The following is a 24972-nucleotide window of genomic DNA, read 5'->3' as shown; positions in this document are numbered from 1 at the left end:
CATGATGCGATTGATCGCTTACGCTGCGACCGGAGCGGCCTTGCGAACGCCCTCGTCGACGTGCTCTTCGAACTGAGCGAAGTTGTCGATGAACTGCTTGACCAGGGTCTGTGCCGTCTTGTCGTACTCGGCTCCGTCGGCCCATGCGCCGCGCGGGTCCAGCAGCTTGCTGTCAACGCCCGGCACCGCGACGGGCACTTCGAAGCCAAAGTTCGGATCTTCCTTGAACTCGGCCGCATTCAGGCTGCCGTCAAGGGCGGCATTGAGCAGAGCGCGCGTCGCCTTGATCGGCATGCGCTTGATGCCTTCCATGGTGGCCATGCCGCCGGACCAGCCGGTGTTCACGAGCCAGCACTTCACGCCGCCCTTCGCGATCCGCTCCTTCAGGAGGTTGCCGTAGACCGAAGGGTGACGCGGCATGAAAGGTGCGCCGAAGCAAGTGGAGAAGGTCGCTTCCGGTTCGGTCACGCCAATTTCCGTACCTGCCACGCGAGCCGTGTAGCCCGAGAGGAAGTGGTACATCGCCTGATCGGGCGTAAGGCGGGCGATCGGAGGCAGCACGCCGTAGGCGTCGGCAGTGAGGAAGATGATGTTCTGCGGCACCGGCCCGAGGTTCTTCTCCGAGCAGTTCGGGATGAAGTCGATGGGATAGGAGCCGCGGCTATTTTCAGCCAGCGAGTTGTCATCGAGGTCGATCTTGCGGGTCACCGGATCGATGACCACGTTCTCCAGCACCGTGCCGAAACGCTTGGTGGTGGCGTAGATCTCCGGCTCGGCCTCTTCCGAGAGACGGATCATCTTCGCGTAGCAACCGCCTTCGAAGTTGAAGACTGCCGTGTCCGACCATCCATGCTCGTCGTCGCCGATCAGGGTTCGCGACGCATCGGCGGACAACGTGGTCTTGCCGGTGCCGGACAGGCCGAAGAACACGGCGGTGTCACCGTCCGGTCCGATATTGGCCGAACAGTGCATCGGCATCACGCCCTTGGCGGGAAGCAGATAGTTGAGGATGCCGAAGACTGACTTCTTCATCTCCCCGGCGTAGGCAGTACCGCCAATCAGGATCAGCTTCTCCGTGAAGTTGACCGCGATCACCGTTTCGCTGCGCGAACCGTGACGCGCCGGATCGGCACGGAAGCTCGGCAGGTCGATGATGGTGTATTCCGGTTCGAACCCGTCCAGCTCGTCGGCGGTCGGGCGGACCAGCAGCGTGCGGATGAACAGGTTGTGCCAGGCGAACTCGTTGATGACGCGAACGTTTACGCGGTGCTCAGGCTGTGAACCACCGAAGAGGTCCGCCACGTAGAGCTTGTCCTTGGTGCCAAGCGCCGCGAGGAAATCCTCCTTGAGGGCAGCGAAATGCTCCGGAGTCATCGGAACATTGGTCTTGCCCCACCACACGGTGTTCTCCGTTTCGGCATCCTTGACAATGAACTTGTCTTTTGCCGAACGTCCCGTGTGTTTGCCGGTGGCGACCACGAAGGGGCCGTCTGCCGAAAGCATGCCCTCCCCATTCTTCACGGCCTGCTCGACCAGGGGACCGGTGCCGAGGTTCGCGAAGATCTGCGCCTTCGTCTCTATGCCCTGTTTATCGAGCGGATAGCCAAGGGTGGTCAATGTCATCTCCTCCAAAAGATGGCGTTTCTGCGGATGTTCCGCGAACGCAAAGCCGATTCCTGCGCAAGAATCGTTCCGCCGATAGGCCGGGCTTTCTTTTCCGTCAAATCGACGACAAATGGAACATACAAGGGTTATACCTCTCCATAATTAATCCTCGCGGGGCTAGAATTGCCATGGCCGTGCAATACGGCTAGTCAAAAGCGCTCATGCAGGAAGAGAGCCTCGCCTCAGCAGCCATGGCCGACGCCGCCACTCAGAAGTACACGGCTGATGCCCGCCCGCAGACGATCGCCCTCGTCGATGACGATCGCAACATACTCGCAACCCTGTCGATCGGCCTCCACGCAGAAGGTTTCGCCACGCGTGTCTATGCCGATGGGGAGACGGCGCTGAAGGCATTGCTCGAAAATCCGCCCGATCTTGCCATCTTCGACATCAAGATGCCTCGCATGGATGGCCTCGAATTGTTGAAGGCTCTACGGGCGCAATCGAGGCTGCCGGTCATCTTCCTGACGTCCAAGGACGAAGAGCCGGATGAAGCGCTCGGCCTGGCGATGGGAGCAGACGATTACATTGCGAAGCCCTTCAGCCAACGCCTTCTGATTGCGCGAATCCGGGCCATTCTGCGGCGCAGCGAGCTTGCCAGGGCTCCCCTGGAAGACGCTGCCGCCCCCGACGTGCCGGATCCCATCGCACGTGGCCGGCTGACCCTGGATCCGGCCCGGCACCAGGTGTCCTGGGACGGCAAGGCCGTTTCCCTGACGGTGACCGAGTTCCTGATACTCGAAGCCCTCGCCGTCAGGCCGGGCGTGGTGAAAAGCCGCAACCAACTGATGGACGCGGCCTACAGTGAAGACGTCTATGTTGATGACCGCACCATCGACAGCCACATAAAGCGGCTGCGCCGGAAGTTCCGCGCCGTGGACGCCGAATTTTCCGCCATCGATACGCTGTACGGCGCGGGCTACTCATTTGCCGATGGATGAGCGGCCTTTCTCCGCTGGAAGGCTTCCCGTGCGACTGGCCATGCCCTGGCGGGTATCGCTCACCGTCCGAATCCTCGCGGTAAACATCATCGCCCTGGCTCTCCTGGCGGGCAGCCTCTTCTACATCGACAGCTATCGGAACGAACTGCTGGCGGAACGCTATCGCCTGGCTGAATCCGAAGTCGAGATAACGGCTATCGCCCTCGCCCATGAACCTCTGGCCGACCGCCTCGCCATGCTCGTTCGCATCGGCGCAGATCAGCGACTGCGACTGCGCCTTTTCGATCGCGACGGCAAACTGGTAGGCGACAGCTTCGCCCTGGCGGCCCCGTCCTATCGTCTTATCGACCCAGCCTCCGAGCCATGGCTGCAGGATGCGGCGAGACTACTTGATAGCGGCATGGACTTCCTGCTGGGCACCCCGCCCATTCCGGCCTATCGTGATCCCACAGACACCCGATCGAGGGCCTGGCCGGAAATCGCCGCCGCTCTTGAGCACCAACGAACCTGGATCAGCCACAAGGCCGCGCCCGACCGCACGCCAGTCATCATCGCCGCCACCCCTGTCGGAACGGAAGGCGAGGCACTGCTTGCCACCCGAAATGCCCGCGACATCACCGAGAATGTACGCATGGCCCGCCAGACCCTCGCCATCATCGTTGGCGGTGCCTTGGCGGTATCGATCCTGCTTTCGCTTTTCCTGGCCCGTACGATCGTCGAGCCCCTACGCAAACTCGTGCGGTCTGCCGTGCGCGTGCGGCTCGGCCGTGATCGCAGCGTGATCGTGCCGCGCCTTCCCGCCAGACGGGACGAAATCGGTCTGCTCGCCCGTGCAATCTCGGACATGAGTGGTGCCCTGCGACAGAGAATCGACGCGGTGGAGAGCTTCGCCGCCGACGTCGCTCACGAACTGAAAAACCCGCTCACCAGCCTGCGCAGCGCTCTGGAGACACTCGAGCGGGTGGAGGATCCGAACTTGCAGCAGCAGCTCGTCGGCATCGCGAAAGACGACGTACGGCGTATCGACTTCCTTGTCACCGAGATCGCGGATGCCAGCCGGATCGACGCCCAACTCAGTCGCACCACCTTCGAGCCCGTCGACATGGCGCGCCTCGTTCGCGCGCTCGTCGCGGAGCGGGAACAGCGGGGCGTCAACGGCACTTGCCCGATCACCATCGTGCAGGAGAACACGCGAACTCAAGGCGGCGCTTTGACCGTGCCCGGTGATGCGGCAAGGTTGGAGCGGGTGCTTCAGAACCTGCTCGACAACGCGGTCTCCTTCTCACCGCCGAAGGGACCGATCGAGATCACCCTTTCGCAAACCGACAAGCGCGTGAACATCGCCGTGGTCGATCATGGTCCCGGCATTCCCAGCGCCGCGAGGGAGCGCGTGTTCGAGCGCTTTCACTCGCTTCGCCCCTCCCGCGAGGAGTTCGGGACTCACAGCGGGCTCGGCCTCGCCATTGCACGTACGATAGTGGAGGCCCATTTCGGCCGACTGCAGGCCACCGACAGGCTTGATGGTGCCCCGGGCGCCCGCTTGCTCATCTCCCTTCCCCTGTGGGAGACGGCACCATGACGCCTTTTCCGAGGCAATCGACCTGCGTTGCGATAGCGGGGCGAGCGATCCTGATCGAAGGCCCGCCCGGCGTCGGCAAGTCGAGCCTGGCCCTTGCGCTGATGGACCGTGGTGCGCGCTTGATCGGCGACGACTCCGTACTGCTGGCGTGCAGCGAGGGAACGCTGGTGGCCAGTCCCCATCCTTCGACGAAGGGGCTGCTGGAGGTGCGCAACTTGGGCATCCTTCCCTTCCCTTGCCTGGACCAAGCTCCTGTCGCAATCGTCCTTGAGCTGCAGCCATCCGCTCCTCGCTATGTCGAGGGGCCGGGACGATCGGCCATTGCCGGTGTTTACCTGCCATTCCTCAGCCTGCACCCTGAGAGTCTCATCCTGCCGCTGAAGGCTGAACTGGCCCTGGCCCATTATGGCCTGCCGTTTCCGGAGAGAATGGCGAGCTAAGGCGTTGCCCCTCTTTCTTTTCCGCACGGCAAGGCGCAGATAGGACGGATGGGGAACGAAGCAGACGATCGGCGGGATAGGCAGCGGGTGCTGCTGGTCACCGGTATGTTGGGTGCCGGCAAGACGACTGCCTTGCGCGTGCTCGAGGATCTCGGCTGGGAGATCGTCGACAACTTCCCTATCCGCATGCTCGACGCCCTTGTCGAAGGCACCCCGGCAGGAGACAAGACTCCGCTCGCGATCGGGTTTGACTCGCGCACGCGCGGCTTCGATCCCGAGCGGATCATCGCTCAGGTAAAGGCTCTGGGCGACAGAAGCGGCATCGAACTGACGACGCTCTTCCTCGATTGCTCCAGCAAGGAACTGGAACGGCGCTACAATGAAACGCGCCGACGCCACGCCCTCGCCGCCGGAAGCCCGGTCGGCAGCGGCATTCGCGCCGAGCGCGAATTGCTTGCCCCATTGCGGCGCTGGGCGGACCTTTTGCTGGACACGACCGACTTCACGACGAACGATCTGCAGCGTGCCATGCGCGAACGCTTCGCGGACGGGACTTCGGATGCCCTCACGCTCACGGTATCCAGTTTCGGTTTCTCCCGCGGGATGCCGCCGATCGCCGATCTCGTGTTTGACATGCGTTTCCTCGACAATCCGCACTGGGATCCGGTGTTGCGTCCGCAAACAGGTCAGGACCCGGCCGTCGGCGCGTACATCCAGAAGGATCCCGCCTGGGACGAGGCCTACACGCGCATTCGCGATCTCCTCCTGATGCTGCTTCCTCGGTATCAGACGCAGGGCAAGGCCTATGTGCACGTCGCGTTTGGCTGTACCGGAGGGAGACACCGCTCCGTATTCACCGCTGAGCGGATTGCAGCGGCCTTGCGTCACGCAGGATTTTCGCCCACATTGCTGCATCGCAACCTGGGCTCGCGGGCGGCCGATCTTCTCGAAGGAGGTCTCCGGCGTGAGAAATAGAGAGACGATCCGGGGGCGATCGCAGGATTTTCGGAGCGCATTCCCGGCATGATCGGTATGATTCTGGTTACTCACGGCAATCTCGCCGAGGAGTTTGTACACGCGATGGAACACGTCGTCGGTGACCAAGCCGACGTGGAAACTGTATGCATTGGCCCGAACGACGATATGGAGCGCCGCCGCTCGGAAATTGCCGATGCCATCCTCAAGGTCGATAGCGGCGAAGGCGTCATCATCCTCACCGACCTGTTCGGCGGGACCCCGTCCAATCTTGCCATTTCGCTCATGCAGGCCGGCAAGGTCGAAGTGATTGCGGGCATCAATCTACCCATGTTGATTCGTCTGGCAAAAGCACGGGGCTGCATGCCGGTTCGCGAAGCGATCTCGGCGGCTCGCGATGCGGGCCGCAACTATATCACCGTGGCCAGTGAGTACCTGGGGCAGGATGCATGATTGACTGCCGGGAAGCGGTTCGTATCGTCAACAAGCGCGGCCTTCATGCCCGGGCGAGCGCGAAATTCGTGAGCCATGTCTCGGATCTGCCGGGGACCGTTTCCGTAACCGTCAGTAAGGATGGCATGTCCGCCGCCGGGGGATCCATCCTCGGCTTGATGATGCTCGGTGCGGCCAAAGGCGATACTATCGAGATCGCCTGCTCTGGCGATGGAGCCAATGACGCTCTTTCGACGTTGACCACCCTCGTGCGTGACGGCTTCGGCGAAGAGTGAACGGTTTTCCTTCACCGGACGGCTCGACGCGCCGCACGATCACCGGCTTCTCCAATCCCCTGGTCAAGTTTCTCCGTTCGCTGAGGGACAAGAAGCATCGTAAGCGGGAACGGCGCTTTCTGGCTGAAGGCCTGCGTCTGCTGACGGACGCGCGAGAGTGTGGCGTCGTTCCCGAAATGCTGGTCATGGCGATCGGCCGCGATCCTCATCCCCTGCTTGATGCTCTTGAGCAGGCCGTCGCAGCTGCCGGCGGCGAGATCGTGGAGATGGACGTGGATATCCTTGCCAAAGTGACGGGCAAGGACAATCCGCAGGCCGTCGCCGGCGTCTTCGCTGAGTTCGACACCCGGCTGTCCAACCTGGACCGGAGCGCCTCGCCGATCTGGCTTGTTGCACAAGCCCTGCGCGATCCGGGCAACCTCGGCACGATGTTGCGGACGGGGGATGCAGTCGGCGCCGGAGGTCTGATCCTCCTCGATGACTGCGCCGATCCCTTTTCGGTCGAGGCGGTACGCGCCAGCATGGGCGCGATCTTCACGCAGCGCCTGGCCGTGGCGCGATGGGACGAGTTCCAGGCTTGGCTACGGGAAGGCACAGGCCAGCTTGTTGCAGCGTCGCTGCGTGATCCTACGGATTACCGGCGGGCCCACTACACCGCGCCCTGCTTCCTCATGGTCGGGAACGAGTCACAGGGCTTGCCGAGCGCCTACGAAGAAGCCTGCGACCTTCGCGTCACGATACCGATGCTTGGCCGTGCCGACAGCCTCAATGCCGCCGTCGCAGGTGCAGTCCTTGCCTACGAGGCTCTGGCGCACTTGCGCCCAGCTTAGTCACGTTCATCCACCCCTCAGCCGGCGGCGTCTATGGGCGGGAAGTCATGCAACGACTCGCCCCTCTCCTCCTCTGGGCCCTGCTCGCAACTGGGTGCTCGGACACTGGCGAGCATTCCATCAGCAGCCATCGCGGCCCGGCGTCCGAATCCCTGGCGAGCGGAACCTGGCATTTTGTACGCATAGATGGGGAGCGTCCCGCCTCGAAGGCGGCGCGGCTTTCCTTCGAAGGGCCGGACATCGTGGTCCATGCGGGCTGCAATCGGTTCGAAGGGCCTTGGCGTCTGGAGCAGAATCGCCTGCTGGCCGGCCCGTTTGCACAAAGCGACGCGCCCTGTTCAAAGACTTCCTGGGAGCAGAGCAATGCGTTGGGCGCCCTGCTGGTCGCGGCACCCACAGTCACCGCAGAAGGTAGCCGGATCGTCCTCCGCTCCAGCGGACATACAGCTGAACTGGTGCGTGTCGACTGACCACACGATCAGCCGACATCTTCCGCCGTAACGCCTTCGATCTGCCGTGGTGCGTCCGCGAAACGCGGTGACACTTCGATCGAAGCGACATCATCCGAAATTGTACGCTTGCCGATCTTGATGTGCTTTTCACCGAGGCGTCGGCCGCGGCTCATCACGTTGGTTTCGTAGGTACGCGCGAAGTCGTTGAAGCTGTTGACCGCGCGACCGAGATGCACGCCCACCTTGCCAAGATCCTCCTGTGTCTTGGCAAGGCTGTCGTAGAGGTCCGAACCGAGCTTTCCGATCTCCCGCGCTTCCCGTGCCAACCCCTCCTGCTGCCAGACCTGCGCGATGGTTCGGGCGATCGCGACCAGGTTGGTTGGGCTGGCAAGAAGCACCTTGCGGTCGAATGCGAAGTCCCACAGCCCTGAATCGTGATCAAGGGCGGCGGCGATGAAATGTTCGCCGGGCACGAACATGATCACGTAATCCGGGGCATTCTCAAACTGACTCTGATAGCTCTTCGCGCCCAGAGCTTGAATGTGATTGCGCATTGATGTCGCATGCTGGGTCAGGAAAGCCGTGCGCGCAGCCTCGTCCTCGGCCTCGAACGCATCCTGGTAGGCGTTGAGCGACACCTTCGCGTCGATCACCAGTTGCTTGTTGCCCGGCACCCTGACGATGGCGTCCGGACGAAGGCGCCCCTCTTCGGTGTTGATCGATTGCTCCGTCTCGAAATCCGTGTGCTCAGTAAGTCCGCACTGTTCGAGCACGTTCTTCAGCTGCTGCTCACCCCACCGGCCGCGAGCCTTGGGAGCATTGCGCAAGGAATTGCCCAACCGCACCGCCTCGGCGCGCACCATCTCCTGGCCGACACGTAAAGCTTCGATCTGGCCGGTGAGTTGCCCGAAAGCGTCCACACGCTTCGCCTCAAGCGCCGAAACCTGTTCCTCATAGCTTTTCAGACGCTGCCCGACCGGTGCCAGAATAGCGCTAATGCGCTCCGCACTTGTCTTCTCGCTTTGCTCGAACCGTTCGCTGGCGCTCCGCAGGAAAGCCTCTTGCGCGCCTGCAAGCACCTTCGCGCCTGCATTTTCGAACTCCTTGCGCAGCCCTTCCTGTGCTTCCACCAAAAGACGCTTCTGCTCGTCGAAGTTTGCCGACTTTTCCCGAAGCGTGGCGAGTTCGTCCGACAGGGCCCGCTGTTCGCGCAGCAGGCCGTCAATGCGCCCCGCGTGCTCGACACGGGCCCTGTTCAGCAGGTCCGTAAGGTCGGTGCGAGTGCGCTCCACGGCGCAGGCGCCTTCGTGCCGCAGCCGTTCGGCCGCGGCTTCATGCTCGCGGCGAACGCGCTCCAGCGTCTGCTCCAAGGCGTCGATCCTGGCCGCACGCTCCCTCAGCGCCTCGACTTCGGCGAAGGCACGAAGATACTTCGCGTCACTTTCCCGTGCCTCCCGCTCTCGCAAAGCCGCCTGCGCTCGCCATTGTGCAGCAGGTCGGGCCCCGGCGAACCAGCCGCAGGCAAGGCCAATGACGAGCGCGAAAATCGAGATCAGAAGAGCGTCCATGATTCCAGCCTAGCCGGAACATTTCAAGAACGCCAGAGCGCCTTCGCGATGAGTCGCGAATTATTCGCGGGCTCAGGCCACCTTGCGCAGCTTTTCCAGCTTCTTCAGCGCCATCTGCCGCTTCAAACGCGAGAGATGATCGATGAACAGGATGCCTTCGAGATGATCCATCTCGTGCTGCAGACAGATCGCCAGCAGGCCTTCCATCTCTTCCTCGTGCGTCTTGCCGTCAAGATCCTGCCAGCGTGCGCGGATTCGCGTCGGGCGCTCCACATCGGCGTAGATCTCGGGGACGGACAGACAGCCCTCCTGGTAAACCGTATGGTCTTCCGAAGGATCCAGGATTTCCGGATTGATGAAGATCCGGGGCTCCTTCCGAGTCGGCCGATGGGTGTGGTGATGCCCACCATGCGCGGTGCAAACCTCCGGCTCGGCATCCTCATCCTCCGGCTGGAGGTCGATCACCAGCACGCGCAAAGGCACGCCGACCTGAATGGCAGCCAGGCCAATACCGGGAGCGTCGTACATCGTCTCGAACATGTCTCCGACGAGCGTCTTGAGCTCGTCGTCGAACTTTTCGACGGGAACGGAGACCTGCTTGAGGCGCGGGTCGGGAACTTCGAGGATTTCGCGAATAGCCATGGGCGCCAGATAATCCCGACCGCCCCTTTTCGCAAGGATGCGCCGGAAGGACTTATCGGATCATGCTACCGGCCGCCGCGCCCGGATGGCCTGGGCAAGGGTGCCTTCGTCAAGGTAATCCAGTTCACCTCCGACTGGCAGGCCGTGCGCGAGTTGAGTAACCCTTACCGGGAACCCTTCCAGGCGCTCGGCCAGGTAGTGGGCGGTCGTCTGGCCTTCCAGCGTGGCGTTCATGGCCAACAGCACTTCGTCGACTTTCCCCTGGCTCACTCGCGCGAGCAGTGTGTCGATCGCGAGATCCTCAGGGCGGATGCCATCCAGCGCCGAAAGCCGCCCACCAAGGACGTGGTACTTGCCCGTAAAAAGACGCGCCCTATCGAGCGCCCAAAGATCCGCCACCTCTTCGACCACGCAGATCGAGCGGGCGTCGCGGCGAACGTCCGCACAGATGCCGCAGGGATCCGTGGTATCCACATTGCCGCAGGTGCGGCATTCCACAAGCGCTTCGCGCACGGCGCCGAGCGCGTCCAGCAGTTGGACAAGGGCAGTTTCCCGCCGCTTGATAAGCCAAAGGACGGCGCGCCTCGCCGAGCGCGGGCCAAGGCCGGGCAGGCGTGACAGTGCGGCGGTCAGCGTCTCGATCTCTTGCGATGCCATGGTTCCGCAGATAGGGCCTGCGCCAGCCGTTAGAAACCCCGCTCACCTACACTTGCCTGGAGTTCCCCACATCATGCGCGTCATCTTCATGGGGACACCCGATTTCGCCGTGCCGGCACTCGTCGCACTGATCGAGGCAGGGCACCAAGTGGTGGCGGTCTACACCCAGCCACCCCGGCCGGGCGGCCGCCGCGGAAAGGAGCTGACACCCTCGGCCGTGCAGAGGGAGGCGGAAGCCCGTGGTATAGCCGTACGCCACCCCGTCTCGCTCAAACCGGCGGAGGAGCAGGCGGCCTTCAGCGCTCTTGAAGCGGATATCGCCGTCGTCGCCGCTTATGGCCTCATCCTGCCACAATCCGTCCTGAACGCGCCGCGCCTGGGCTGTCTGAACATTCACGCCTCGATCCTGCCCCGCTGGCGGGGCGCGGCGCCGATTCAGCGGGCGATCCTTGCCGGAGATCCTACGACGGGAATCACCATCATGCAGATGGAAGCGGGCCTGGACACCGGTCCGATGCTGGCTACCCTGCGGACCACGGTCGAGCGAAAAACGGCAGGCGAACTGACCGCTGAACTGGCGGAGAAAGGAGCCCAGCTGCTGATCGGCACCCTGCGCGATCTTGCCGTTCATCGACCGGTGGCGCAACCCGAAGACGGTGTCACCTACGCACGAAAGATCGACAAGGCCGAGGCGCGCCTGGACTTCGCGCAGCCTGCCGTGGCGGTGGAGCGTCAAGTCCGGGCCTTTGCTCCCGCCCCCGGGGCCTTCTTTGAAGTGGACGGTGAACGTTACAAAGTGTTGGCGGCCGACGTGACCGATCTCGAAGGTGAGCCTGGAAGCACGCTCGACGATCGGCTGACGGTCGGATGCGGCACGGGCGCCATACAGATCAGGCGCATCCAGCGCGCCGGCAAGCCTGCCATGGACGCGGCCGACCTTCTTCGTGGCAAGCCGATCCCCGCCGGCACGAAACTTGGTTGAACTCAGCGCTTCTGCGGCATTCTGCGCACCGGAGGCTGTTCCTCGCGCCAGCGGGAATGGCTTTCGCGCAGCACCGCAGCTGTCTTCTCCCACGCCGCCACCGGCTTGTCCCTGACCCGGATGTTGAAACGGTCAGTCCCACGAAACTCCAGCACCTCCGCGCCCTCAGGCCCGGCCGTATAGGAATAGGGCACCTCCGCAGCCACAAAGAAGCCATCGCCGGCACTCAGCGTTTCGGTGCCCATCCGGATTGAGCCTGCGACGATGTAGTAGAGACAGTCGCAATCGTGCGAATGCAGAGGCAGCGGAAAGCCGCTTTTCACCCAGAGCCGCGCAAGGCTCATGCCTTCGCGGCGATACGGCACGTCCGCGTACTCCCCCCGGACCTGCATGGCTTCGGCCAATTTCGGCTGTATCTGCATGAGGTTGGGAGTCTCTCCCTCATACGTCATGCAGCCGCATTCTTCGAGCGTCGGCGCGTCCGCTCCGCGGTAAATTGCGAATGGTGGGTCCTGGCTGTCGGTCATGTCAGATCCTTTCCCGTTCGCGCGATGGTGCCAGTGCGCCTTGCGCTCGCCAACCCTTCGAAGGCCTTTGCGTCCGGGCAAGCGTCCTGTATCGGCGTGGCGAAATGACCCGCTATGCGCTTACCATCGAATTTGACGGCGGCCCCTTCATGGGGCTGCAGCGTCAGGCTCACGGCCCCTCCATTCAGCAGGCCATCGAGGATGCGGCTTTCACCGTCACGGGGGAGCGTACCGTGATGCACGCCGCAGGCCGGACCGATGCAGGCGTTCACGGGCTGGGAATGCGAGCGCACCTCGACGTCACGAAGCCATTCGACGCGTTTCGACTGATGGAGGCGCTAAACGCACGGCTGCGTCCGGCACCGGTGGCGGTGCTGGCCTGCGACGTCGTGCCGGACGATTGGCACGCCCGCTTTTCCTGCACGGGTCGAGCTTATATCTATCGCATCGCCAATCGGCGTGCTCCGCTTACGCTGGAGCGGGGCAAGGCTTGGCAAGTCGCCAAGCCGCTGGACGCGCAGGCCATGCACCGGTCCGCGCAGGCGCTCGTCGGCCGCCACGACTTCACGACTTTCCGGTCCGTTCATTGCCAGTCAGCCTCGCCTCTGAAGACGCTGGATCGGCTCGCCGTCAGACGGGAGGGTGACATGGTGCTGATCGAAGCCGAAGCCCGCAGCTTCCTGCACCATCAGGTGCGTTCGATGGTCGGGTGCCTTGCGCTTGTCGGGATGGGCCGCTGGCGGGAGGAGCAGGTTGCCGAGGCACTTGCGGCAAGGGACCGGCAGACGCTTGGCTTGAACGCTCCACCTGACGGGCTGTACTTCGTCCGCGCGACCTATCCGGAAGACCGGCCCTGAAAAGGCGAAGCGCGCCCGTTCGGAAGACGGGCGCGCCTGCACGTTCCCGGAAGGTGCCGTCAGGCCTTAGCGACGACGCTTTCCGGCAGGTCCTGGCCGAACACGCGCTGGTAATATTCGGCGACCAGCATGCGCTCCGTCTCATCGCACTTGTTGAGGAACGAAAGCCGGAACGCGAAACCGACGTCGTTGAAGATCGCCGCATTCTGCGCCCAGGTGATGACGGTGCGGGGGCTCATGACCGTGGAGATGTCGCCCGTCATGAATCCCTGACGGGAGAAATCCGCCACCTTCACCATGTTGCTGATGACGTCGCGGCTGATCTGCGGCACCTTGGCCGCGACGATCCCGGTCTCGGTGTCAGCCGGCAGGTAGTTCAAGGCAACCACGAGATTCCAGCGGTCCATCTGGCCCTGGTTGATCTGCTGCGTGCCGTGGTAGAGCCCGGACGTATCGCCCAGGCCGACGGTGTTGGCCGTGGCGAACAGGCGGAAGTGCCTGTCCGGCCGGATAACGCGGTTCTGGTCCAGAAGCGTCAGCTTGCCTTCGGTTTCAAGGATTCGCTGGATCACGAACATGACGTCGGGACGGCCCGCGTCGTATTCGTCGAAGACGAGAGCGACCGGATGCTGAAGTGCCCAGGGAAGCAGGCCTTCCCGGAATTCCGTGACCTGCATTCCATTGCGCAGGACGATCGCATCGCGCCCGATCAGGTCGATGCGGCTGATGTGCGCATCGAGGTTGATGCGAATGCACGGCCATTTCAGGCGCGCGGCAACCTGTTCGATGTGCGTCGACTTACCCGTGCCGTGATAGCCCTGCACCATCACACGACGATTGTAAGCGAAACCCGCCAAGATCGCCAAAGTGGTGTCCGGATCGAAGACGTAGGTTTCATCAAGATCCGGCACGCGCTCGTCGGCGACGGAGAAGGCGGGCACCTTCATGTCGATGTCGATCCCGAACGTTTCTCGAACGTCGAGTTCAATGTCGGGAGCAGCCAGCACGGTGGCGTCGCGGTTCTCGGTCTTGTTCGTGGAGTCTGTCATCTCAAGGCAATCGCCTAAAGGACGTGACGCTGCATCGCAATAAGCTTTACGTCATCTCGGTTCATCCTGCCGGGCATCTGGCCGGAAGATCGAAAAGATCAACAAACCTTGTTGCCAGCGCCGGATCGCCTTCGATCTTAAGGGATTGTACGTCGGCCGGAGCACGCTTGCCGTAGAACAGCATCAGGAACGGCAAGCTCAAGGGCGCGGCGAAGCGCAGGTCAGCCGCCGGGTCACCATCGCCCGCGGGATCAATGCAGAGACCGGCTTCGTCCAGCCGGGCGACGAAGGATCTTTCACTCACCCGAAAAGCAACGGTCAGCCGCAGGTCACCGATCCGCTCCGGGTGAAGCAGCGCACGCAGAGAGAGCATGAGAGACACAGGGGTGAGCGGCAGGGTAGGGTTGTGCAACGGCGATTGCACGGACCACCGCAGCAGGGCCTGCATGGCGGGTTCCAGCGCTCGCCCCCACTCCGTCAGGCCATACACCTTTACTGAGGCCGGCGGCGCCAGGGTTTCGCGCCGGATAACACCATTGCGTTCCAGCGTCTGCAGACGTTCGGCAAGTGTCTTCGCGCTCAGGCCCGGCAGCTGCGTGCGGATCTCGGAAAACCGCTGCGGACCCAGCAGCAATTCGCGAACGATGAGGAACGACCACCGTTCGCCCACCAGTTCCATCGCAAAGGCGGCGCCGCAAGCGTCGCTGTACCAGCGTCCGTGAACCGGTTGCTCGTCTTGAGCCAGGGGGCTGCCGCAGGCGGGAGAGGAAACAGACTCACCCGAAATAGTTTCGTTTCGCAACTTCATGGTTGCTTTCAGTTACCGCACAGGTCCAGCATGACGCAAGCCACGAATCACATCATTCGAGGGAGACTGGACAATGACCCGCATGATCTTCGTGAATTTGCCTGTCGCGGACCTTGCAAAAGCCAGATCCTTCTACGCGGCGCTTGGCTTCGTGAACGAACCGCGATTCACGGATGAAACCGCCGCGTGCATGGTGTGGTCCGACACCATCTTCGTGATGATCCTCACTCATGAGAAATGGAAGACATTCACCGACCGGCCTATTGCGGCGCCAGACACCAGCGAAGTGATGCTCTGCCTCTCCTGCGACAGTCGGGAGGACGTCGACCGCCTCAGCAGCAAGGCGGGACAAGCGGGTGGTGTCTCGGACATCAACCCCTCCCAGGATCACGGCTTCATGGCCAGCCGGGCCTTCGCCGATCCGGACGGGCATGTCTGGGAAGTGATGTGGATGGACCCCGGCGCAGTGTCCGGAGACGTGGAAGCGCCCGCTTCAGCCTGAACCTTCAAGCAAGGAAAACCGATGCCCGAAAATCCCGCACCCTCGATCGAAATCACCGCGTTCGAATGGGTCCCCTCCTTCGCGCAGGGCCAGGTAAGGGATCTGCGCGCCCGCTGGGCATGCGAGGAGTTCGGCTTCCCCTACAAGGTTCGCCTCATCAGCGCGCTCGAACGGCCCGAATGGTACTACGACGATCAGCCGTGGGGGCAGGTTCCGTTTCTCCGTGACGGTGACGTCGATATCTTCGAAAGCGGTGCCATACTGCTTCACCTGGCAGAGAAGGCGCATGCCCTGCCCGCGCCCGGCACTCAGGAGCGCGGACGTATCCTGAGCTGGCTGTTTGCCGCCTTCAACTCCATTGAGCCCTTTCTCTTCGAGCTTGCCGCCGTCTCGATCTTTTCGCGCAACGAAGAGTGGGCGCCCTTGCGACGCCCTTCGCTGCTTGAGGCATGTCGCCTGCGACTGCAGCGGCTGGAGACTGCGCTTCGGGACAAGGAGTGGCTGGCTGGTGAGTTCTCCGTTGCCGACATCGCCATGGCGACGATCCTGCGATCGCTCGTGAAGGCCGGCGGCGATGATGATCTCCTGAAGAGTCACCCCACACTCTCATCCTATCTGGACCGTGCCACCAGCCGACCGGCCTTCGCCCGCGCGCTGGAAGCACAGCTTGCCCCTTTCGCGCAGCATGATCCGCGACAGAAGGATCCGGTATAGAGAACGACTGCAAGAGGAGCCTGAAAATGAACTACGTGGAAGGTTTCGTCCTCGCCGTTCCGAAGGCGAACAAGGACAAGTTCATCGCGCATGCACAGCAGGGCGATGCCGTCTTCATGGAGCACGGCGCGTTGCGCATCGTGGAATGCTGGCAGGACGATGTTCCGGAAGGCAAGCAGACCGATTTCTTCCGGTCCGTCGGTTGCAAGGACGACGAGGCCGTGGTCTTCTCGTGGATCGAATGGCCTGACAAGGCCACGCGCGACACGGGAATGGCCAGCGTGATGGATGCGGCAAAGATGGACCCGCGCCTCGATCCGAATACGAATCCGATGCCCTTCGACGGCGGGCGGATGATCTTCGGTGGCTTCACTCCTGTCGTGGAACTCGGAAGCTGACGAAGGGGAAGCATCGGAATGGCTGACTACACGTTCTTCACCAACCCGATGTCGCGTGGACAGATCGCACGCTGGGCCCTCCATGAGGCCGGCGCCGATTACGATCAGGTCCTGGTTGACTGGAAGAACAAGCCGGCCGCCCTGCTGAGCGCAAACGCCATGGCCAAGGTCCCGACGCTCGTCCACCACGCCGAGGATCGGGACAGGACCATCAGCGAAGCGGCCGCGATCTGCCTCTATCTTGCCGAAATGCACCCCGAGGCCAGGCTCCTGCCTAACGACGGGGAAATGGCCGACTACTACCGCTGGGTATTCTTCGCGGCGGGCCCCATCGAGCAGGCCATCACGTCCCGTGCCTTGAAATTTGAACCCGGTCCGGAACAGGAGATGATGGCCGGCTGGGGCAACTTCGACCGTGCAATAGGCGCCATCGAGGAGAAATTGGCCGAGGACGACTGGATTTGCGGCACCCGTTTCACCATGGGCGACGTTTACGTAGGCAGCCAGATCGACTGGGGGATGACCTTTGGCCTGATACCTCCTCTTCCCTCGCTCGTCGCCTATGCGGAGCGGTGCCAGCAGCGGCCGGCCTATCAGGCAGCCAAGGGGATCGACGCGCGCCTAATCGACGAGATGAAGAAGTAACGCACGCCCAATCGCGCCGGGCGCGGGCTCAGGCGGCGTTCACCACATTGCGGACGGCGCGCGGGCGGGTCTTGTCCCGGTACAACGCTGCGTCTGCAGAGCGGACGATATCGGCCAGCTCTGCGTCTTCCGTCACTTCGGCAACGCCGAGGCTGATGGATACGGGGGAGCCTGCGCCCGCCCGTTGAATACGGGAGGACGTTTCCACCGTCTTGCGCAAACCATCTCGCATCACTTGCGCACGCTCTTGATCGTAGCCGCGCAGCAGCAGCGCGAACTCATCACCTCCAAGGCGCCAGAACAGGTTCGGTTCGGGGAGCTGCTCTGCGATCACGTTCGCGATGGTCCTGAGCAGCTGATCGCCCGCATCGTGTCCCAGGCGGTCATTGACCTCCTTGAAATGGTCGAGGTCAAGAAGAACAAGGCTGGCGGGATCATGGCCTTTCGTATTGGAAAGAAATGCCGCCATCGCGGCTTCGAAGGCGCGGCGGCTTCCGATGCCTGTCAGGAAATCGGTGTAGGCGGCCTGCCTGTCCTCCAGACCACGACGCTCAAGCGTCGCGCCGAACACCAGGACGGCGAGCGCTGCAGCGAAGAGCACGATTTCCAGTGCAACAGCCGCTGCCCAATGGCCGATCGTCGCTTCCGTGCGCAAGAGGCCCAGCCCCAGAGCAGGGCCCAAGAAGCTGCGCACGAGGTAGAACAGCGCATGCGCGCCACACAGCCCGGCAGCGATGATGCGGCTGCGCTCTTCTCTTCGTGCGCCGCGCGCGAACTCGTAGGCGGTCGCGGCCGAATAGGCGCTGACGAGAAGCGAGCAGATCGAAACCCGGTCGTCAAAGCCCGGATCGAAGGTGAGGATCAGAAGCGGCCACACCATCAACCCACCCGCCACGGACCATCGCACCGGTCGCCGCCCCACCAATGCGCGCGCGCCGGCATGGCAGCAGGCGTAAGCGGTAAGGAACAGGGTGTTGGCCAGTATCCTGATGCCGCTGTCGCTTCCCGCCGGAACGACCATGAGGAAGAAACCGGAAGCACCGAGGAAGAAGGTCGTGACCCACCATCGCGCGCCGCTGCGCACCGAAAACCGCGCCAGCGTGATGAAGACAAGGCCGAACAACAGCAACGTGAGGAAGGCAATTGTCAGGAGGGTGGCGGAGTCGAATTTCATGCGGGCACCGAGCGGCTGTAGGCGCCCCACGTATAAGGACGGAGTTAACGCGGCGCTAAAGCCTTAATCTGCGGGGGCAATGTCGCACGGATGGCACCGCTCCCTCAATTTATCAGCTGATAGAAGGCCATTCAGGCGAAGGCTGTTGACTTGATCAACAGTTGATAAGCCTCGACGACACTCTGGAGCCGCGACGCGTAACTGTGATCGCCGCCGTTATGATCGGGATGGAACTGGCGCAGCAATCGGGTGTAGCGCAAACGCAGCGTCTTGCGATCCACGTCCGCAGCAAGGCCCAGCGCGTCCAGTGCTCGCCGCTCGTTCGGTGTGAAGCGCGCATTCTCAGGCCGCAGGTCAGCCTGACGGCGTTTCACATGCGCCCTGGCGCGGGCCTGTATCGCCTCGAGGGGATCGGCAAAGTCCGACCAGCGCGGGGAGTGGTCCACACCGGCATCGGGCCGGAACGCCCGCGTCTGCGTCTGCCAGCCGTGCAGGGGTGACTGCGCCCGAAGGATCTCTTCAGCGTCCATTCCGTCGAAGTAGTCGTAGCCGGAGTTGAATTCACGCACATGCTCAAGGCAGAACCAGCGGAAGTCCCCCGGCCCATCGAAACCTGAAGGCCGTCCACCCGGGGCCCGGAACTCCCCCGGCTCCCCGCATCCTGGCCAGGTGCATTCACGCCCTGTGGATTCGTACCGTCCATGAAATCTATGCTGTCTCACCATCTTTCAGATGGGGGATTGATCGCGTAAATGAAACCCCATGTCAGGACCTCTCGAACAGGAAATGCGGCAGTTGCTGACCGCCGCATTCGCTCCGACCGCGCTGGACGTGGTCAACGATTCCGCCTCCCACCGCGGCCATGCCGGTGACGATGGGAGCGGCGAATCGCACTTCACCATCATCATAGAAAGCGCGCAGTTCGCCGGGACGTCGCGACTTCAGCGCCAGCGCCTCGTCAATGCGGCACTCGGCGACATTCCCGGCAACCGCGTCCACGCCGTGGCGATCCGAGCCAGCGCGCCGGGCGAGTAGCGTTTCCACCGCCAAGCCCCTGCGCCTGTCCGCACTGCCGTGCGAGGCGAAGGGTGCTGGGTGAACTGATCGCATCATCACCGGTTGCCCTCAGGCGAATGCGCGCCTAAATGCGCGCACCATGCCGACACCCCTGACCTTCGCCGTGCCCAAAGGCCGAATCCTCGATGAGGCGCTGCCCCTCATGGCGCGCGCCGGTGTCATTCCCGAGGCGGAGTTTCACGACAAGAAGTCACGCGCTCTTTCGTTCGCGTGTGAAGGCAGCGACATGCGCCTCATCCGGGTCCGTGCCTTCGACGTGGCCACCTTCGTGGCTCACGGAGCGGCGCAGGTCGGCATTGTGGGATCGGACGTGGTGGAGGAATTCGCTTACCCGGATCTCTATGCGCCGGTGGATCTCGACATCGGTCACTGCCGCCTGTCCGTGGCCGAGCGCGAGGGCGAAACCGGCGGCGCCCTGCCGTCTCACTTGCGCATCGCCAGCAAGTACCCGAACCTGACCCGTCGCCATTTCGAGAAGCTCGGCGTGCAGGCGGAAGTCGTCAAGCTGAACGGCGCGATGGAACTGGCCCCGTCACTCGGCCTGTCGAGCCGGATCGTCGACCTTGTCTCCACCGGGCGCACGCTCAAGGAAAACGGCCTCGTGGAAACGAGCCGCATCCTCGACATTTCCGCACGGCTGATCGTCAACCGCGCCGCCCTCAAGACGGATGAGCGCGTCGGCGCTCTGGTGGAAGCCTTCCGCGCATTGGTTGCCCAGAAGGTCCCGGCAGAGGCAAGCGCCTGATGCTGCGTCTTTCCAGCAGGCAGCCCGGCTTTGCCGAGGCATTCGATCGTGTGGTCAGCGATCGCCGCGAAAGCGCCGTCGATGTAGCCGCAGACGTCGCGGCCATTCTCAAGGACGTGCGCCAGCGCGGCGACGCGGCTCTGACGGATTATACACGTCGCTTCGATGGCCATGACCTTGACAGGACCGGATGGCAGGTCAGCGCGGCAGACTGCAAGGCGGCCTTTGATACCCTGGAGCCCTCGTTGCGATCGGCGCTGGAGCTGGCTGCGGAGCGGATCCGCGCCTACCACGCTGCCCAGCTGCCCGAGAACCGGGACTATACCGACGCCCAGGGCGTCCGCCTTGGAGCGATCTGGAACGCGGTGGATGCAGCGGGCCTCTATGTGCCTGGCGGGCGTGCCGCCTATCCGTCTTCGCTGCTTATGAACGCTATCCCGGCAAAGGTGGCAGGCGTCCCGCGGCTCGTGGTCGTCACGCCTACGCCCGGTGGCGAGGTCAACCCGCTTGTCCTTGCCGCGGCTCACCTCGCGGGCGTTGATGAGGTCTGGCGTGTCGGCGGTGCCCACGCGGTCGCCGCCCTTGCCTACGGCACGGAACGCATCGCACCCGTCGACGTCGTCACTGGTCCCGGAAACGCCTGGGTCGCCGAAGCGAAGCGCCAACTCTACGGCGTCGTCGGCATCGACATGGTGGCAGGGCCGAGCGAGATCCTCGTCATAGCCGACGCCGCGAACGATCCCGTTCGGATCGCAGCCGATCTTCTCAGCCAGGCGGAACATGATCCGACCTCGCAGTCCATCCTCATCACGGACGATGCAGCCTTTGCCGACGACGTCGCGCGCGTGGTGGAGACGGAACTTTCGACACTCGCCACGCAGCGGACGGCGCGCGACAGCTGGTCGGTGAACGGCGTCATCATTGACGTGGACACGCTGGACGAGGCGCCCTCGCTTGCGAACGCCCTGGCGGCGGAACACGTAGAGATCGCTACCGATGATCCGGAAAGCCTGATGCGCCGCATCCGACACGCCGGTTCCATCTTCCTCGGCCGGATGACGCCCGAAGCCGTCGGCGACTATGTCGCTGGACCGAACCACGTACTCCCCACGGGACGCAGGGCGCGGTTCTCGTCGGGCCTGTCCGTTCTTGATTTCATGAAGCGCACCAGCTTCATCCAACTCGACCAGGCTGCGCTGGAGGCCATCGGCCCCGCTGCCGTCGCCCTCGCCAATGCGGAAGGGCTTCCCGCGCACGCACGCTCAATTTCCGTAAGGCTTTCCAGATGACCAATCCAAGCTCCAAGCAGAAGCGCGCCGCAGCGCGCCTCGCCGCCGTGCAGGCGCTCTACCAGTTCGACATGGAAGCGACACCGCTTCCTTCTCTTCTGGACGAATTTCACCGGCACCGGCTCGGGATGGAGATCGACGACGCTCAGTTCGCTCAGGCGGAGGTTGCCTTCTTCGACGACGTCGTGAAGGGCGTCATCGCGCGCCGCGACGAAATCGACGAACTGCTCGCCTCCAAGCTTACCGAAGGCTGGTCGCTCGCCCGCCTGGACAAGACGATGCTGCAGATCCTGCGCGCCGGAACCTACGAGCTCATGGCGCGCGCGGATGTGCCGACAGGCGCGGCGATCAGCGAATACCTCGACGTGGCGCACGCCTTCTTCGATGCCCGTGAAGCGAAATTTGCCAATGGCGTGCTCGATTCCGTCGCGAAGGTCGTCCGTTAAGGGCATGATCCCGGGATGACCGGCGAATCCGCCTTCATCCAGGCCCTGCGCGCCATCGCCACCGATCCGGCTGCTCGTCGCCTTGCCGACGATGCAGCCGTGCTGGCCATTGGCGATGCGTGCCTTGTGCTGACACTTGATACGGTGGTCGAGGGCGTCCACTATCTGGCTGACGATCCGCCGGCGGATGTCGCATGGAAGCTGGTGGCGGTCAACGTATCCGATCTTTCGGCCAAAGGAGCCACACCTGTAGGGTGCCTCTACTCCCATGCGCTCGGAAAGGACGACTGGGACCGAAGTTTTCTCGCAGGCCTTGATGAGGCTTGCCGCGCCTTCGCGATACCGCTGCTGGGAGGCGATACCGTCCGGATGCCCGATGGCTCCGCCCGAAGCTTCTCACTGACTGCGCTGGGCGCCGTGCCGAACGGCGTCACGGTGCCATCCCGCACGGCTGCGCGCCCGCGCGACGAGGTGTGGGTGAGCGGGCCCATCGGAGACGCGGGTCTGGGCCTGCAGGCTGCAATGGGCGCGCTGCAGGGGCCGCCGGACGCTCTGCTCGCGCTGGCGGAAAGCTACCGACGCCCTCGTCCCGACGCGCGGCTCGGGGCCGCGCTGGCGCCGCAGGTGAACGCCATGATGGACATTTCCGACGGTCTTCTTGTCGATGCACGGCGGATGGCGGAAGCAAGCGGGCTGGCGATCTCCGTCCGGATGGAAGCGGTTCCCCTGTCTCCTTCATACCTCGCCGTCGCGCAGGACACGGCGGCGACCCGCATGGCGGCGATGACCGCCGGCGACGATTACCAGCTGCTGTTCACGGCGCCTGCCGAACATGCGCGGCAGATCCAGGCAACTGGCGAGAGGCTCGGCCATCGTCTGACGAGGATTGGCACTGTAGAAACGGGCAGCGGGCTGGCGCTGACCTACCAAGGGAACGACGTACCGCTCCCGGAAAGACTCGGCTACGAGCACTGACACGCGGATGTCAGTGCAATCGTCACGGCTCCTTCTCTCTCGTTGTGCTCTACGCAACACTCTTGCTACTTCCGGGGCTTCACTATAGCCCTAGTTCCCGCGGACGGGAAAACCCGCCGATATCCTGAAAAATGGGAAGGGGACAGCTTCGTGAACTTGATCACGATTTCAATTGCCCTGGGTTTAGTGGCCATCATCTATGGCTTCGTGACCAGTCGTCAGGTGCTGAGTGCTCCCGCAGGCTCCGAAAAGATGCAGGAGATAGCCGCCGCGATACAGGAAGGCGCGCAAGCCTACCTAAAGCGGCAATATTCCACCATCGCCGTCGTCGGCGTGATCGTAGCGGCCATCATCGCGTTCGCTCTTGGCGCCGTGTCGGCCACGGGCTTCGCTATCGGTGCGGTCCTGTCGGGCGTCGCCGGGTTCATCGGGATGAACATATCGGTTCGATCGAACGTGCGCACGGCGGCGGCGGCGCAGACGGGGCTGCAGGCGGGTCTGACGCTCGCCTTTCGAGCGGGCGCCATCACCGGAATGCTGGTGGCGGGTCTCGCCCTTCTGGCGATTGCGGTCTTCTACTGGTACCTGACAGGGCCGGCCGGTCACTCTGTCGGCGGGGAAGACCGTACCGTGGTCGAAGCGCTGACGGCGCTGGCCTTCGGGGCCTCCCTCATTTCCATTTTCGCGCGGCTCGGCGGCGGCATCTTCACCAAGGCGGCGGACGTGGGGGCCGACCTGGTCGGGAAAGTCGAAGCCGGCATTCCCGAGGATGACCCCCGCAACCCTGCCGTCATCGCCGACAACGTGGGAGACAATGTGGGCGATTGTGCCGGCATGGCCGCAGACCTTTTCGAAACCTACGTGGTTACTGTTGGCGCCACGATGGTGCTGACGGCGCTGCTCCTCAGCGGCGCGGAAAACCTCGGCGCCATGATGGCCCTCCCCCTGCTGATCGGCGGCGTCTGCATCGTGACCTCCATCATCGGCACCTACTTCGTCCGCCTGGGCAGTTCGAAGAACATCATGGGCGCCATGTACAAGGGCTTCCTTGTGACGGCCCTGCTCTCGGTCCCGGCGATCTGGTGGGCCGTGAGCTATGCGCTTGGCGACATGAGCGCACCGATCGGGGCTGGCAATTTCAGCGGCACCACGCTGTTCTACTGCGCGCTGCTGGGCCTGGTCATCACCGGCCTCATCATATGGATTACCGAGTACTATACCGGCACCAGTTACCGCCCGGTCCGATCGATAGCGAAGGCTTCGGTCACGGGGCACGGCACCAACGTGATTCAGGGGCTGGCGATCAGCCTGGAAGCGACCGCCTTGCCGACGCTCGTCATCGTGGCCGGTATCGTCATCGCCTATCAGCTGGCCGGTCTTCTCGGCATCGCCTATGCCGCCACGGCAATGCTCGCCCTTGCCGGGATGGTGGTGGCGCTCGATGCCTACGGCCCCGTCACGGACAATGCCGGCGGCATCGCCGAGATGGCGGGTTTGGACGACGCCGTTCGCGAGAAGACCGACGCTCTCGATGCGGTTGGCAATACGACCAAGGCGGTCACCAAGGGGTATGCCATCGGCTCGGCGGGCCTTGCAGCGCTGGTGCTGTTCGCGGCCTACACCACCGACCTTCGGGAGTTCTTCCCCGGCCTCACCGTGAACTTCAGTCTCGAAAACCCCTACGTCATCGTCGGCCTGCTGCTCGGCGCCCTGCTGCCGTATCTTTTTGGCGCAATGGGCATGACCGCCGTCGGTCGCGCCGCCGGAGACGTGGTGGTCGACGTTCGCGAGCAGTTTCGGGAGAAACCCGGCATCATGACCTACGTCGAAAAGCCGGACTACGCACGCACGGTCGATCTCGTCACCAAGGCGGCAATCAAGGAGATGATCGTCCCCTCGCTTCTCCCGGTGCTGGCGCCGATCGCGGTCTACTTCGTCGTCGGCTGGGTGGCCGGCGCGGAGAACGGCTTCGCCGCGCTGGGCGCATTGCTCCTCGGCGTCATCGTCGGGGGGCTCTTCGTCGCGCTTTCGATGACCTCGGGCGGCGGTGCGTGGGATAACGCCAAGAAGTACATCGAAGACGGGAATCACGGCGGCAAAGGGTCCGAGGCCCACAAGGCCGCAGTGACCGGAGACACCGTGGGCGACCCTTACAAAGACACTGCAGGTCCGGCGGTGAACCCGATGATCAAGATCACCAACATCGTGGCCCTCCTGCTTCTGGCTGCCCTCGCCGGAGGATGAGATGCCCGCATCTCCGGGGGTGACCTCGGAGATGCCTCACCCCGTTATCCTTTTCTTGACCGG

At 63.4% G+C, this 24972-nt stretch carries 29 protein-coding genes; 20 read left to right on the top strand and 9 right to left on the bottom strand.

All coding sequences use genetic code 11. The features are described from left to right. Nucleotides 1-18: 18 nt before the first annotated feature. On the bottom strand, nucleotides 19-1623 hold the full coding sequence (locus QOL62_RS03910) for a phosphoenolpyruvate carboxykinase (RefSeq protein WP_103729650.1): 1605 nt from the start codon (nucleotides 1621-1623) through the stop codon (nucleotides 19-21). A 233-nt stretch (nucleotides 1624-1856) separates the two neighbouring features. Here QOL62_RS03910 and QOL62_RS03905 point away from each other — a divergent pair, with 233 nt between their 5' ends. From QOL62_RS03905 to QOL62_RS03870, 8 genes are read left to right on the top strand one after another with little or no spacing between them, the layout of a single operon-like run. Then, the gene (locus QOL62_RS03905) at nucleotides 1857-2606 is read left to right on the top strand and encodes a response regulator transcription factor (RefSeq protein ID WP_283405471.1); all 750 of its coding nucleotides are present in this window, start codon (nucleotides 1857-1859) and stop codon (nucleotides 2604-2606) included. After that, nucleotides 2599-4185 carry a sensor histidine kinase gene (locus QOL62_RS03900; protein WP_283405259.1) on the top strand — a complete coding sequence of 529 codons (1587 nt, stop codon included), beginning with the start codon at nucleotides 2599-2601 and terminating at the stop codon, nucleotides 4183-4185. Before QOL62_RS03905 ends, QOL62_RS03900 begins: the two co-directional genes overlap by 8 nt. After that, nucleotides 4182-4625, top strand: a complete 444-nt coding sequence (locus QOL62_RS03895) for an HPr kinase/phosphorylase (RefSeq protein WP_283405258.1) — start codon at nucleotides 4182-4184, stop codon at nucleotides 4623-4625. The genes QOL62_RS03900 and QOL62_RS03895 overlap by 4 nt, the downstream gene beginning before the upstream one ends. Nucleotides 4626-4673: 48 nt before the next feature. Continuing rightward, entirely contained in the window at nucleotides 4674-5600 is a 927-nt protein-coding gene (gene rapZ / locus QOL62_RS03890; protein WP_283405257.1) for an RNase adapter RapZ, read from the top strand. Between the two features lie 48 nt (nucleotides 5601-5648). After that, nucleotides 5649-6053, top strand: a complete 405-nt coding sequence (locus tag QOL62_RS03885) for a PTS sugar transporter subunit IIA (protein WP_103729645.1) — start codon at nucleotides 5649-5651, stop codon at nucleotides 6051-6053. Continuing rightward, nucleotides 6050-6328 (top strand): HPr family phosphocarrier protein, encoded by a 279-nt coding sequence (locus tag QOL62_RS03880; RefSeq protein WP_103729644.1) that lies wholly within the window; start codon nucleotides 6050-6052, stop codon nucleotides 6326-6328. Before QOL62_RS03885 ends, QOL62_RS03880 begins: the two co-directional genes overlap by 4 nt. Next, complete coding sequence (locus QOL62_RS03875) at nucleotides 6325-7158, top strand: TrmH family RNA methyltransferase (protein WP_283405256.1); 834 nt, start codon at nucleotides 6325-6327, stop codon at nucleotides 7156-7158. The genes QOL62_RS03880 and QOL62_RS03875 overlap by 4 nt, the downstream gene beginning before the upstream one ends. Nucleotides 7159-7205: 47 nt before the next feature. After that, entirely contained in the window at nucleotides 7206-7628 is a 423-nt protein-coding gene (locus tag QOL62_RS03870) for an META domain-containing protein (protein ID WP_283405255.1), read from the top strand. Nucleotides 7629-7636: 8 nt separating this feature from the next. Here QOL62_RS03870 and QOL62_RS03865 read toward each other — a convergent pair whose 3' ends face one another. The 3 genes from QOL62_RS03865 to recR form a co-directional block, all read right to left on the bottom strand. Beyond that, a complete protein-coding gene (locus QOL62_RS03865) occupies nucleotides 7637-9178 on the bottom strand; it encodes a DNA recombination protein RmuC (protein ID WP_283405254.1) in 1542 nt (513 codons plus the stop codon). A 72-nt stretch (nucleotides 9179-9250) separates the two neighbouring features. Continuing rightward, on the bottom strand, nucleotides 9251-9820 hold the full coding sequence (gene def, locus QOL62_RS03860; RefSeq protein ID WP_103729640.1) for a peptide deformylase: 570 nt from the start codon (nucleotides 9818-9820) through the stop codon (nucleotides 9251-9253). A gap of 60 nt (nucleotides 9821-9880) precedes the next feature. After that, nucleotides 9881-10477, bottom strand: coding sequence for a recombination mediator RecR (recR, locus tag QOL62_RS03855; protein ID WP_103729639.1), 597 nt, complete (start codon nucleotides 10475-10477; stop codon nucleotides 9881-9883). On the opposite strand from recR, the gene fmt reads away from it, so the two are divergent. Further along, nucleotides 10476-11459, top strand: a complete 984-nt coding sequence (gene fmt / locus QOL62_RS03850) for a methionyl-tRNA formyltransferase (RefSeq protein ID WP_379502306.1) — start codon at nucleotides 10476-10478, stop codon at nucleotides 11457-11459. The two genes, recR and fmt, sit on opposite strands and share 2 nt — an antisense overlap. Before the next feature lie 2 nt (nucleotides 11460-11461). Here the strand turns inward: fmt and QOL62_RS03845 are convergent, their stop codons facing one another. After that, entirely contained in the window at nucleotides 11462-11986 is a 525-nt protein-coding gene (locus QOL62_RS03845) for a cupin domain-containing protein (RefSeq protein ID WP_283405252.1), read from the bottom strand. A 104-nt stretch (nucleotides 11987-12090) separates the two neighbouring features. On the opposite strand from QOL62_RS03845, the gene truA reads away from it, so the two are divergent. Then, on the top strand, nucleotides 12091-12843 hold the full coding sequence (truA, locus tag QOL62_RS03840) for a tRNA pseudouridine(38-40) synthase TruA (RefSeq protein WP_283405251.1): 753 nt from the start codon (nucleotides 12091-12093) through the stop codon (nucleotides 12841-12843). Nucleotides 12844-12902: 59 nt separating this feature from the next. Here truA and cobS read toward each other — a convergent pair whose 3' ends face one another. Both cobS and QOL62_RS03830 read right to left on the bottom strand, forming a co-directional pair. Further along, the gene (gene cobS, locus QOL62_RS03835) at nucleotides 12903-13892 is read right to left on the bottom strand and encodes a cobaltochelatase subunit CobS (RefSeq protein WP_103729635.1); all 990 of its coding nucleotides are present in this window, start codon (nucleotides 13890-13892) and stop codon (nucleotides 12903-12905) included. A gap of 61 nt (nucleotides 13893-13953) precedes the next feature. Continuing rightward, nucleotides 13954-14700, bottom strand: a complete 747-nt coding sequence (locus tag QOL62_RS03830; RefSeq protein ID WP_283405250.1) for a winged helix-turn-helix transcriptional regulator — start codon at nucleotides 14698-14700, stop codon at nucleotides 13954-13956. 73 nt (nucleotides 14701-14773) lie between these two features. Here QOL62_RS03830 and QOL62_RS03825 point away from each other — a divergent pair, with 73 nt between their 5' ends. From QOL62_RS03825 to QOL62_RS03810, 4 genes are read left to right on the top strand one after another with little or no spacing between them, the layout of a single operon-like run. Then, nucleotides 14774-15202, top strand: coding sequence for a VOC family protein (locus QOL62_RS03825; protein WP_283405249.1), 429 nt, complete (start codon nucleotides 14774-14776; stop codon nucleotides 15200-15202). Nucleotides 15203-15223: 21 nt separating this feature from the next. Then, a complete protein-coding gene (locus QOL62_RS03820) occupies nucleotides 15224-15916 on the top strand; it encodes a glutathione S-transferase family protein (RefSeq protein ID WP_283405248.1) in 693 nt (230 codons plus the stop codon). 26 nt (nucleotides 15917-15942) lie between these two features. Further along, nucleotides 15943-16314: a DUF1428 domain-containing protein gene (locus QOL62_RS03815; RefSeq protein ID WP_283405247.1), complete on the top strand. Its 372-nt coding sequence runs from the start codon at nucleotides 15943-15945 to the stop codon at nucleotides 16312-16314. Nucleotides 16315-16332: 18 nt separating this feature from the next. Next, the gene (locus tag QOL62_RS03810; protein WP_283405246.1) at nucleotides 16333-16959 is read left to right on the top strand and encodes a glutathione S-transferase family protein; all 627 of its coding nucleotides are present in this window, start codon (nucleotides 16333-16335) and stop codon (nucleotides 16957-16959) included. 28 nt (nucleotides 16960-16987) lie between these two features. Here the strand turns inward: QOL62_RS03810 and QOL62_RS03805 are convergent, their stop codons facing one another. Further along, the gene (locus QOL62_RS03805) at nucleotides 16988-18133 is read right to left on the bottom strand and encodes a GGDEF domain-containing protein (protein WP_283405245.1); all 1146 of its coding nucleotides are present in this window, start codon (nucleotides 18131-18133) and stop codon (nucleotides 16988-16990) included. 131 nt (nucleotides 18134-18264) lie between these two features. Then, nucleotides 18265-18702 carry a DnaJ domain-containing protein gene (locus QOL62_RS03800; RefSeq protein WP_346770660.1) on the bottom strand — a complete coding sequence of 146 codons (438 nt, stop codon included), beginning with the start codon at nucleotides 18700-18702 and terminating at the stop codon, nucleotides 18265-18267. A gap of 193 nt (nucleotides 18703-18895) precedes the next feature. Here QOL62_RS03800 and QOL62_RS03795 point away from each other — a divergent pair, with 193 nt between their 5' ends. The 6 genes from QOL62_RS03795 to QOL62_RS03770 all read left to right on the top strand — a co-directional run bounded on the left by QOL62_RS03795 (nucleotide 18896) and on the right by QOL62_RS03770 (nucleotide 24909). Beyond that, a complete protein-coding gene (locus tag QOL62_RS03795; RefSeq protein ID WP_103729627.1) occupies nucleotides 18896-19168 on the top strand; it encodes a BolA family protein in 273 nt (90 codons plus the stop codon). A gap of 121 nt (nucleotides 19169-19289) precedes the next feature. Then, nucleotides 19290-19955, top strand: coding sequence for an ATP phosphoribosyltransferase (gene hisG, locus QOL62_RS03790; protein WP_283405243.1), 666 nt, complete (start codon nucleotides 19290-19292; stop codon nucleotides 19953-19955). Next, nucleotides 19955-21244, top strand: a complete 1290-nt coding sequence (hisD, locus tag QOL62_RS03785; RefSeq protein WP_283405242.1) for a histidinol dehydrogenase — start codon at nucleotides 19955-19957, stop codon at nucleotides 21242-21244. Before hisG ends, hisD begins: the two co-directional genes overlap by 1 nt. After that, nucleotides 21241-21690, top strand: a complete 450-nt coding sequence (gene nusB / locus QOL62_RS03780) for a transcription antitermination factor NusB (protein ID WP_103729624.1) — start codon at nucleotides 21241-21243, stop codon at nucleotides 21688-21690. The genes hisD and nusB overlap by 4 nt, the downstream gene beginning before the upstream one ends. 15 nt (nucleotides 21691-21705) lie before the next feature. After that, complete coding sequence (gene thiL, locus QOL62_RS03775) at nucleotides 21706-22665, top strand: thiamine-phosphate kinase (RefSeq protein ID WP_283405241.1); 960 nt, start codon at nucleotides 21706-21708, stop codon at nucleotides 22663-22665. Nucleotides 22666-22815: 150 nt separating this feature from the next. Then, nucleotides 22816-24909: a sodium-translocating pyrophosphatase gene (locus QOL62_RS03770; protein ID WP_283405240.1), complete on the top strand. Its 2094-nt coding sequence runs from the start codon at nucleotides 22816-22818 to the stop codon at nucleotides 24907-24909. The last annotated feature ends 63 nt before the right edge of the window (nucleotides 24910-24972 follow it).

This window comes from Novosphingobium panipatense (assembly GCF_900182875.1).
In the GTDB taxonomy this organism is placed as follows: domain Bacteria; phylum Pseudomonadota; class Alphaproteobacteria; order Sphingomonadales; family Sphingomonadaceae; genus Novosphingobium; species Novosphingobium panipatense.
This window is presented reverse-complemented; position numbering and strand designations above follow the sequence as displayed.

Excerpts from the sequence above, each read along its gene's own strand:
- QOL62_RS03910 (WP_103729650.1), bottom strand. The coding sequence starts at position 1,623 with ATGACATTGACCACCCTTGGCTATCCGCTCGATAAACAGGGCATAGAG.
- QOL62_RS03905 (WP_283405471.1), top strand. The coding sequence starts at position 1,857 with ATGGCCGACGCCGCCACTCAGAAGTACACGGCTGATGCCCGCCCGCAG.
- QOL62_RS03900 (WP_283405259.1), top strand. The coding sequence starts at position 2,599 with ATGGATGAGCGGCCTTTCTCCGCTGGAAGGCTTCCCGTGCGACTGGCC.
- QOL62_RS03895 (WP_283405258.1), top strand. The coding sequence starts at position 4,182 with ATGACGCCTTTTCCGAGGCAATCGACCTGCGTTGCGATAGCGGGGCGA.
- rapZ (WP_283405257.1), top strand. The coding sequence starts at position 4,674 with ATGGGGAACGAAGCAGACGATCGGCGGGATAGGCAGCGGGTGCTGCTG.
- QOL62_RS03885 (WP_103729645.1), top strand. The coding sequence starts at position 5,649 with ATGATCGGTATGATTCTGGTTACTCACGGCAATCTCGCCGAGGAGTTT.
- QOL62_RS03880 (WP_103729644.1), top strand. The coding sequence starts at position 6,050 with ATGATTGACTGCCGGGAAGCGGTTCGTATCGTCAACAAGCGCGGCCTT.
- QOL62_RS03870 (WP_283405255.1), top strand. The coding sequence starts at position 7,206 with ATGCAACGACTCGCCCCTCTCCTCCTCTGGGCCCTGCTCGCAACTGGG.
- QOL62_RS03865 (WP_283405254.1), bottom strand. The coding sequence starts at position 9,178 with ATGGACGCTCTTCTGATCTCGATTTTCGCGCTCGTCATTGGCCTTGCC.
- def (WP_103729640.1), bottom strand. The coding sequence starts at position 9,820 with ATGGCTATTCGCGAAATCCTCGAAGTTCCCGACCCGCGCCTCAAGCAG.
- fmt (WP_379502306.1), top strand. The coding sequence starts at position 10,476 with ATGGTTCCGCAGATAGGGCCTGCGCCAGCCGTTAGAAACCCCGCTCAC.
- recR (WP_103729639.1), bottom strand. The coding sequence starts at position 10,477 with ATGGCATCGCAAGAGATCGAGACGCTGACCGCCGCACTGTCACGCCTG.
- QOL62_RS03845 (WP_283405252.1), bottom strand. The coding sequence starts at position 11,986 with ATGACCGACAGCCAGGACCCACCATTCGCAATTTACCGCGGAGCGGAC.
- truA (WP_283405251.1), top strand. The coding sequence starts at position 12,091 with ATGACCCGCTATGCGCTTACCATCGAATTTGACGGCGGCCCCTTCATG.
- cobS (WP_103729635.1), bottom strand. The coding sequence starts at position 13,892 with ATGACAGACTCCACGAACAAGACCGAGAACCGCGACGCCACCGTGCTG.
- QOL62_RS03830 (WP_283405250.1), bottom strand. The coding sequence starts at position 14,700 with ATGAAGTTGCGAAACGAAACTATTTCGGGTGAGTCTGTTTCCTCTCCC.
- QOL62_RS03825 (WP_283405249.1), top strand. The coding sequence starts at position 14,774 with ATGACCCGCATGATCTTCGTGAATTTGCCTGTCGCGGACCTTGCAAAA.
- QOL62_RS03820 (WP_283405248.1), top strand. The coding sequence starts at position 15,224 with ATGCCCGAAAATCCCGCACCCTCGATCGAAATCACCGCGTTCGAATGG.
- QOL62_RS03815 (WP_283405247.1), top strand. The coding sequence starts at position 15,943 with ATGAACTACGTGGAAGGTTTCGTCCTCGCCGTTCCGAAGGCGAACAAG.
- QOL62_RS03810 (WP_283405246.1), top strand. The coding sequence starts at position 16,333 with ATGGCTGACTACACGTTCTTCACCAACCCGATGTCGCGTGGACAGATC.
- QOL62_RS03805 (WP_283405245.1), bottom strand. The coding sequence starts at position 18,133 with ATGAAATTCGACTCCGCCACCCTCCTGACAATTGCCTTCCTCACGTTG.
- QOL62_RS03795 (WP_103729627.1), top strand. The coding sequence starts at position 18,896 with ATGTCAGGACCTCTCGAACAGGAAATGCGGCAGTTGCTGACCGCCGCA.
- hisG (WP_283405243.1), top strand. The coding sequence starts at position 19,290 with ATGCCGACACCCCTGACCTTCGCCGTGCCCAAAGGCCGAATCCTCGAT.
- hisD (WP_283405242.1), top strand. The coding sequence starts at position 19,955 with ATGCTGCGTCTTTCCAGCAGGCAGCCCGGCTTTGCCGAGGCATTCGAT.
- nusB (WP_103729624.1), top strand. The coding sequence starts at position 21,241 with ATGACCAATCCAAGCTCCAAGCAGAAGCGCGCCGCAGCGCGCCTCGCC.
- thiL (WP_283405241.1), top strand. The coding sequence starts at position 21,706 with ATGACCGGCGAATCCGCCTTCATCCAGGCCCTGCGCGCCATCGCCACC.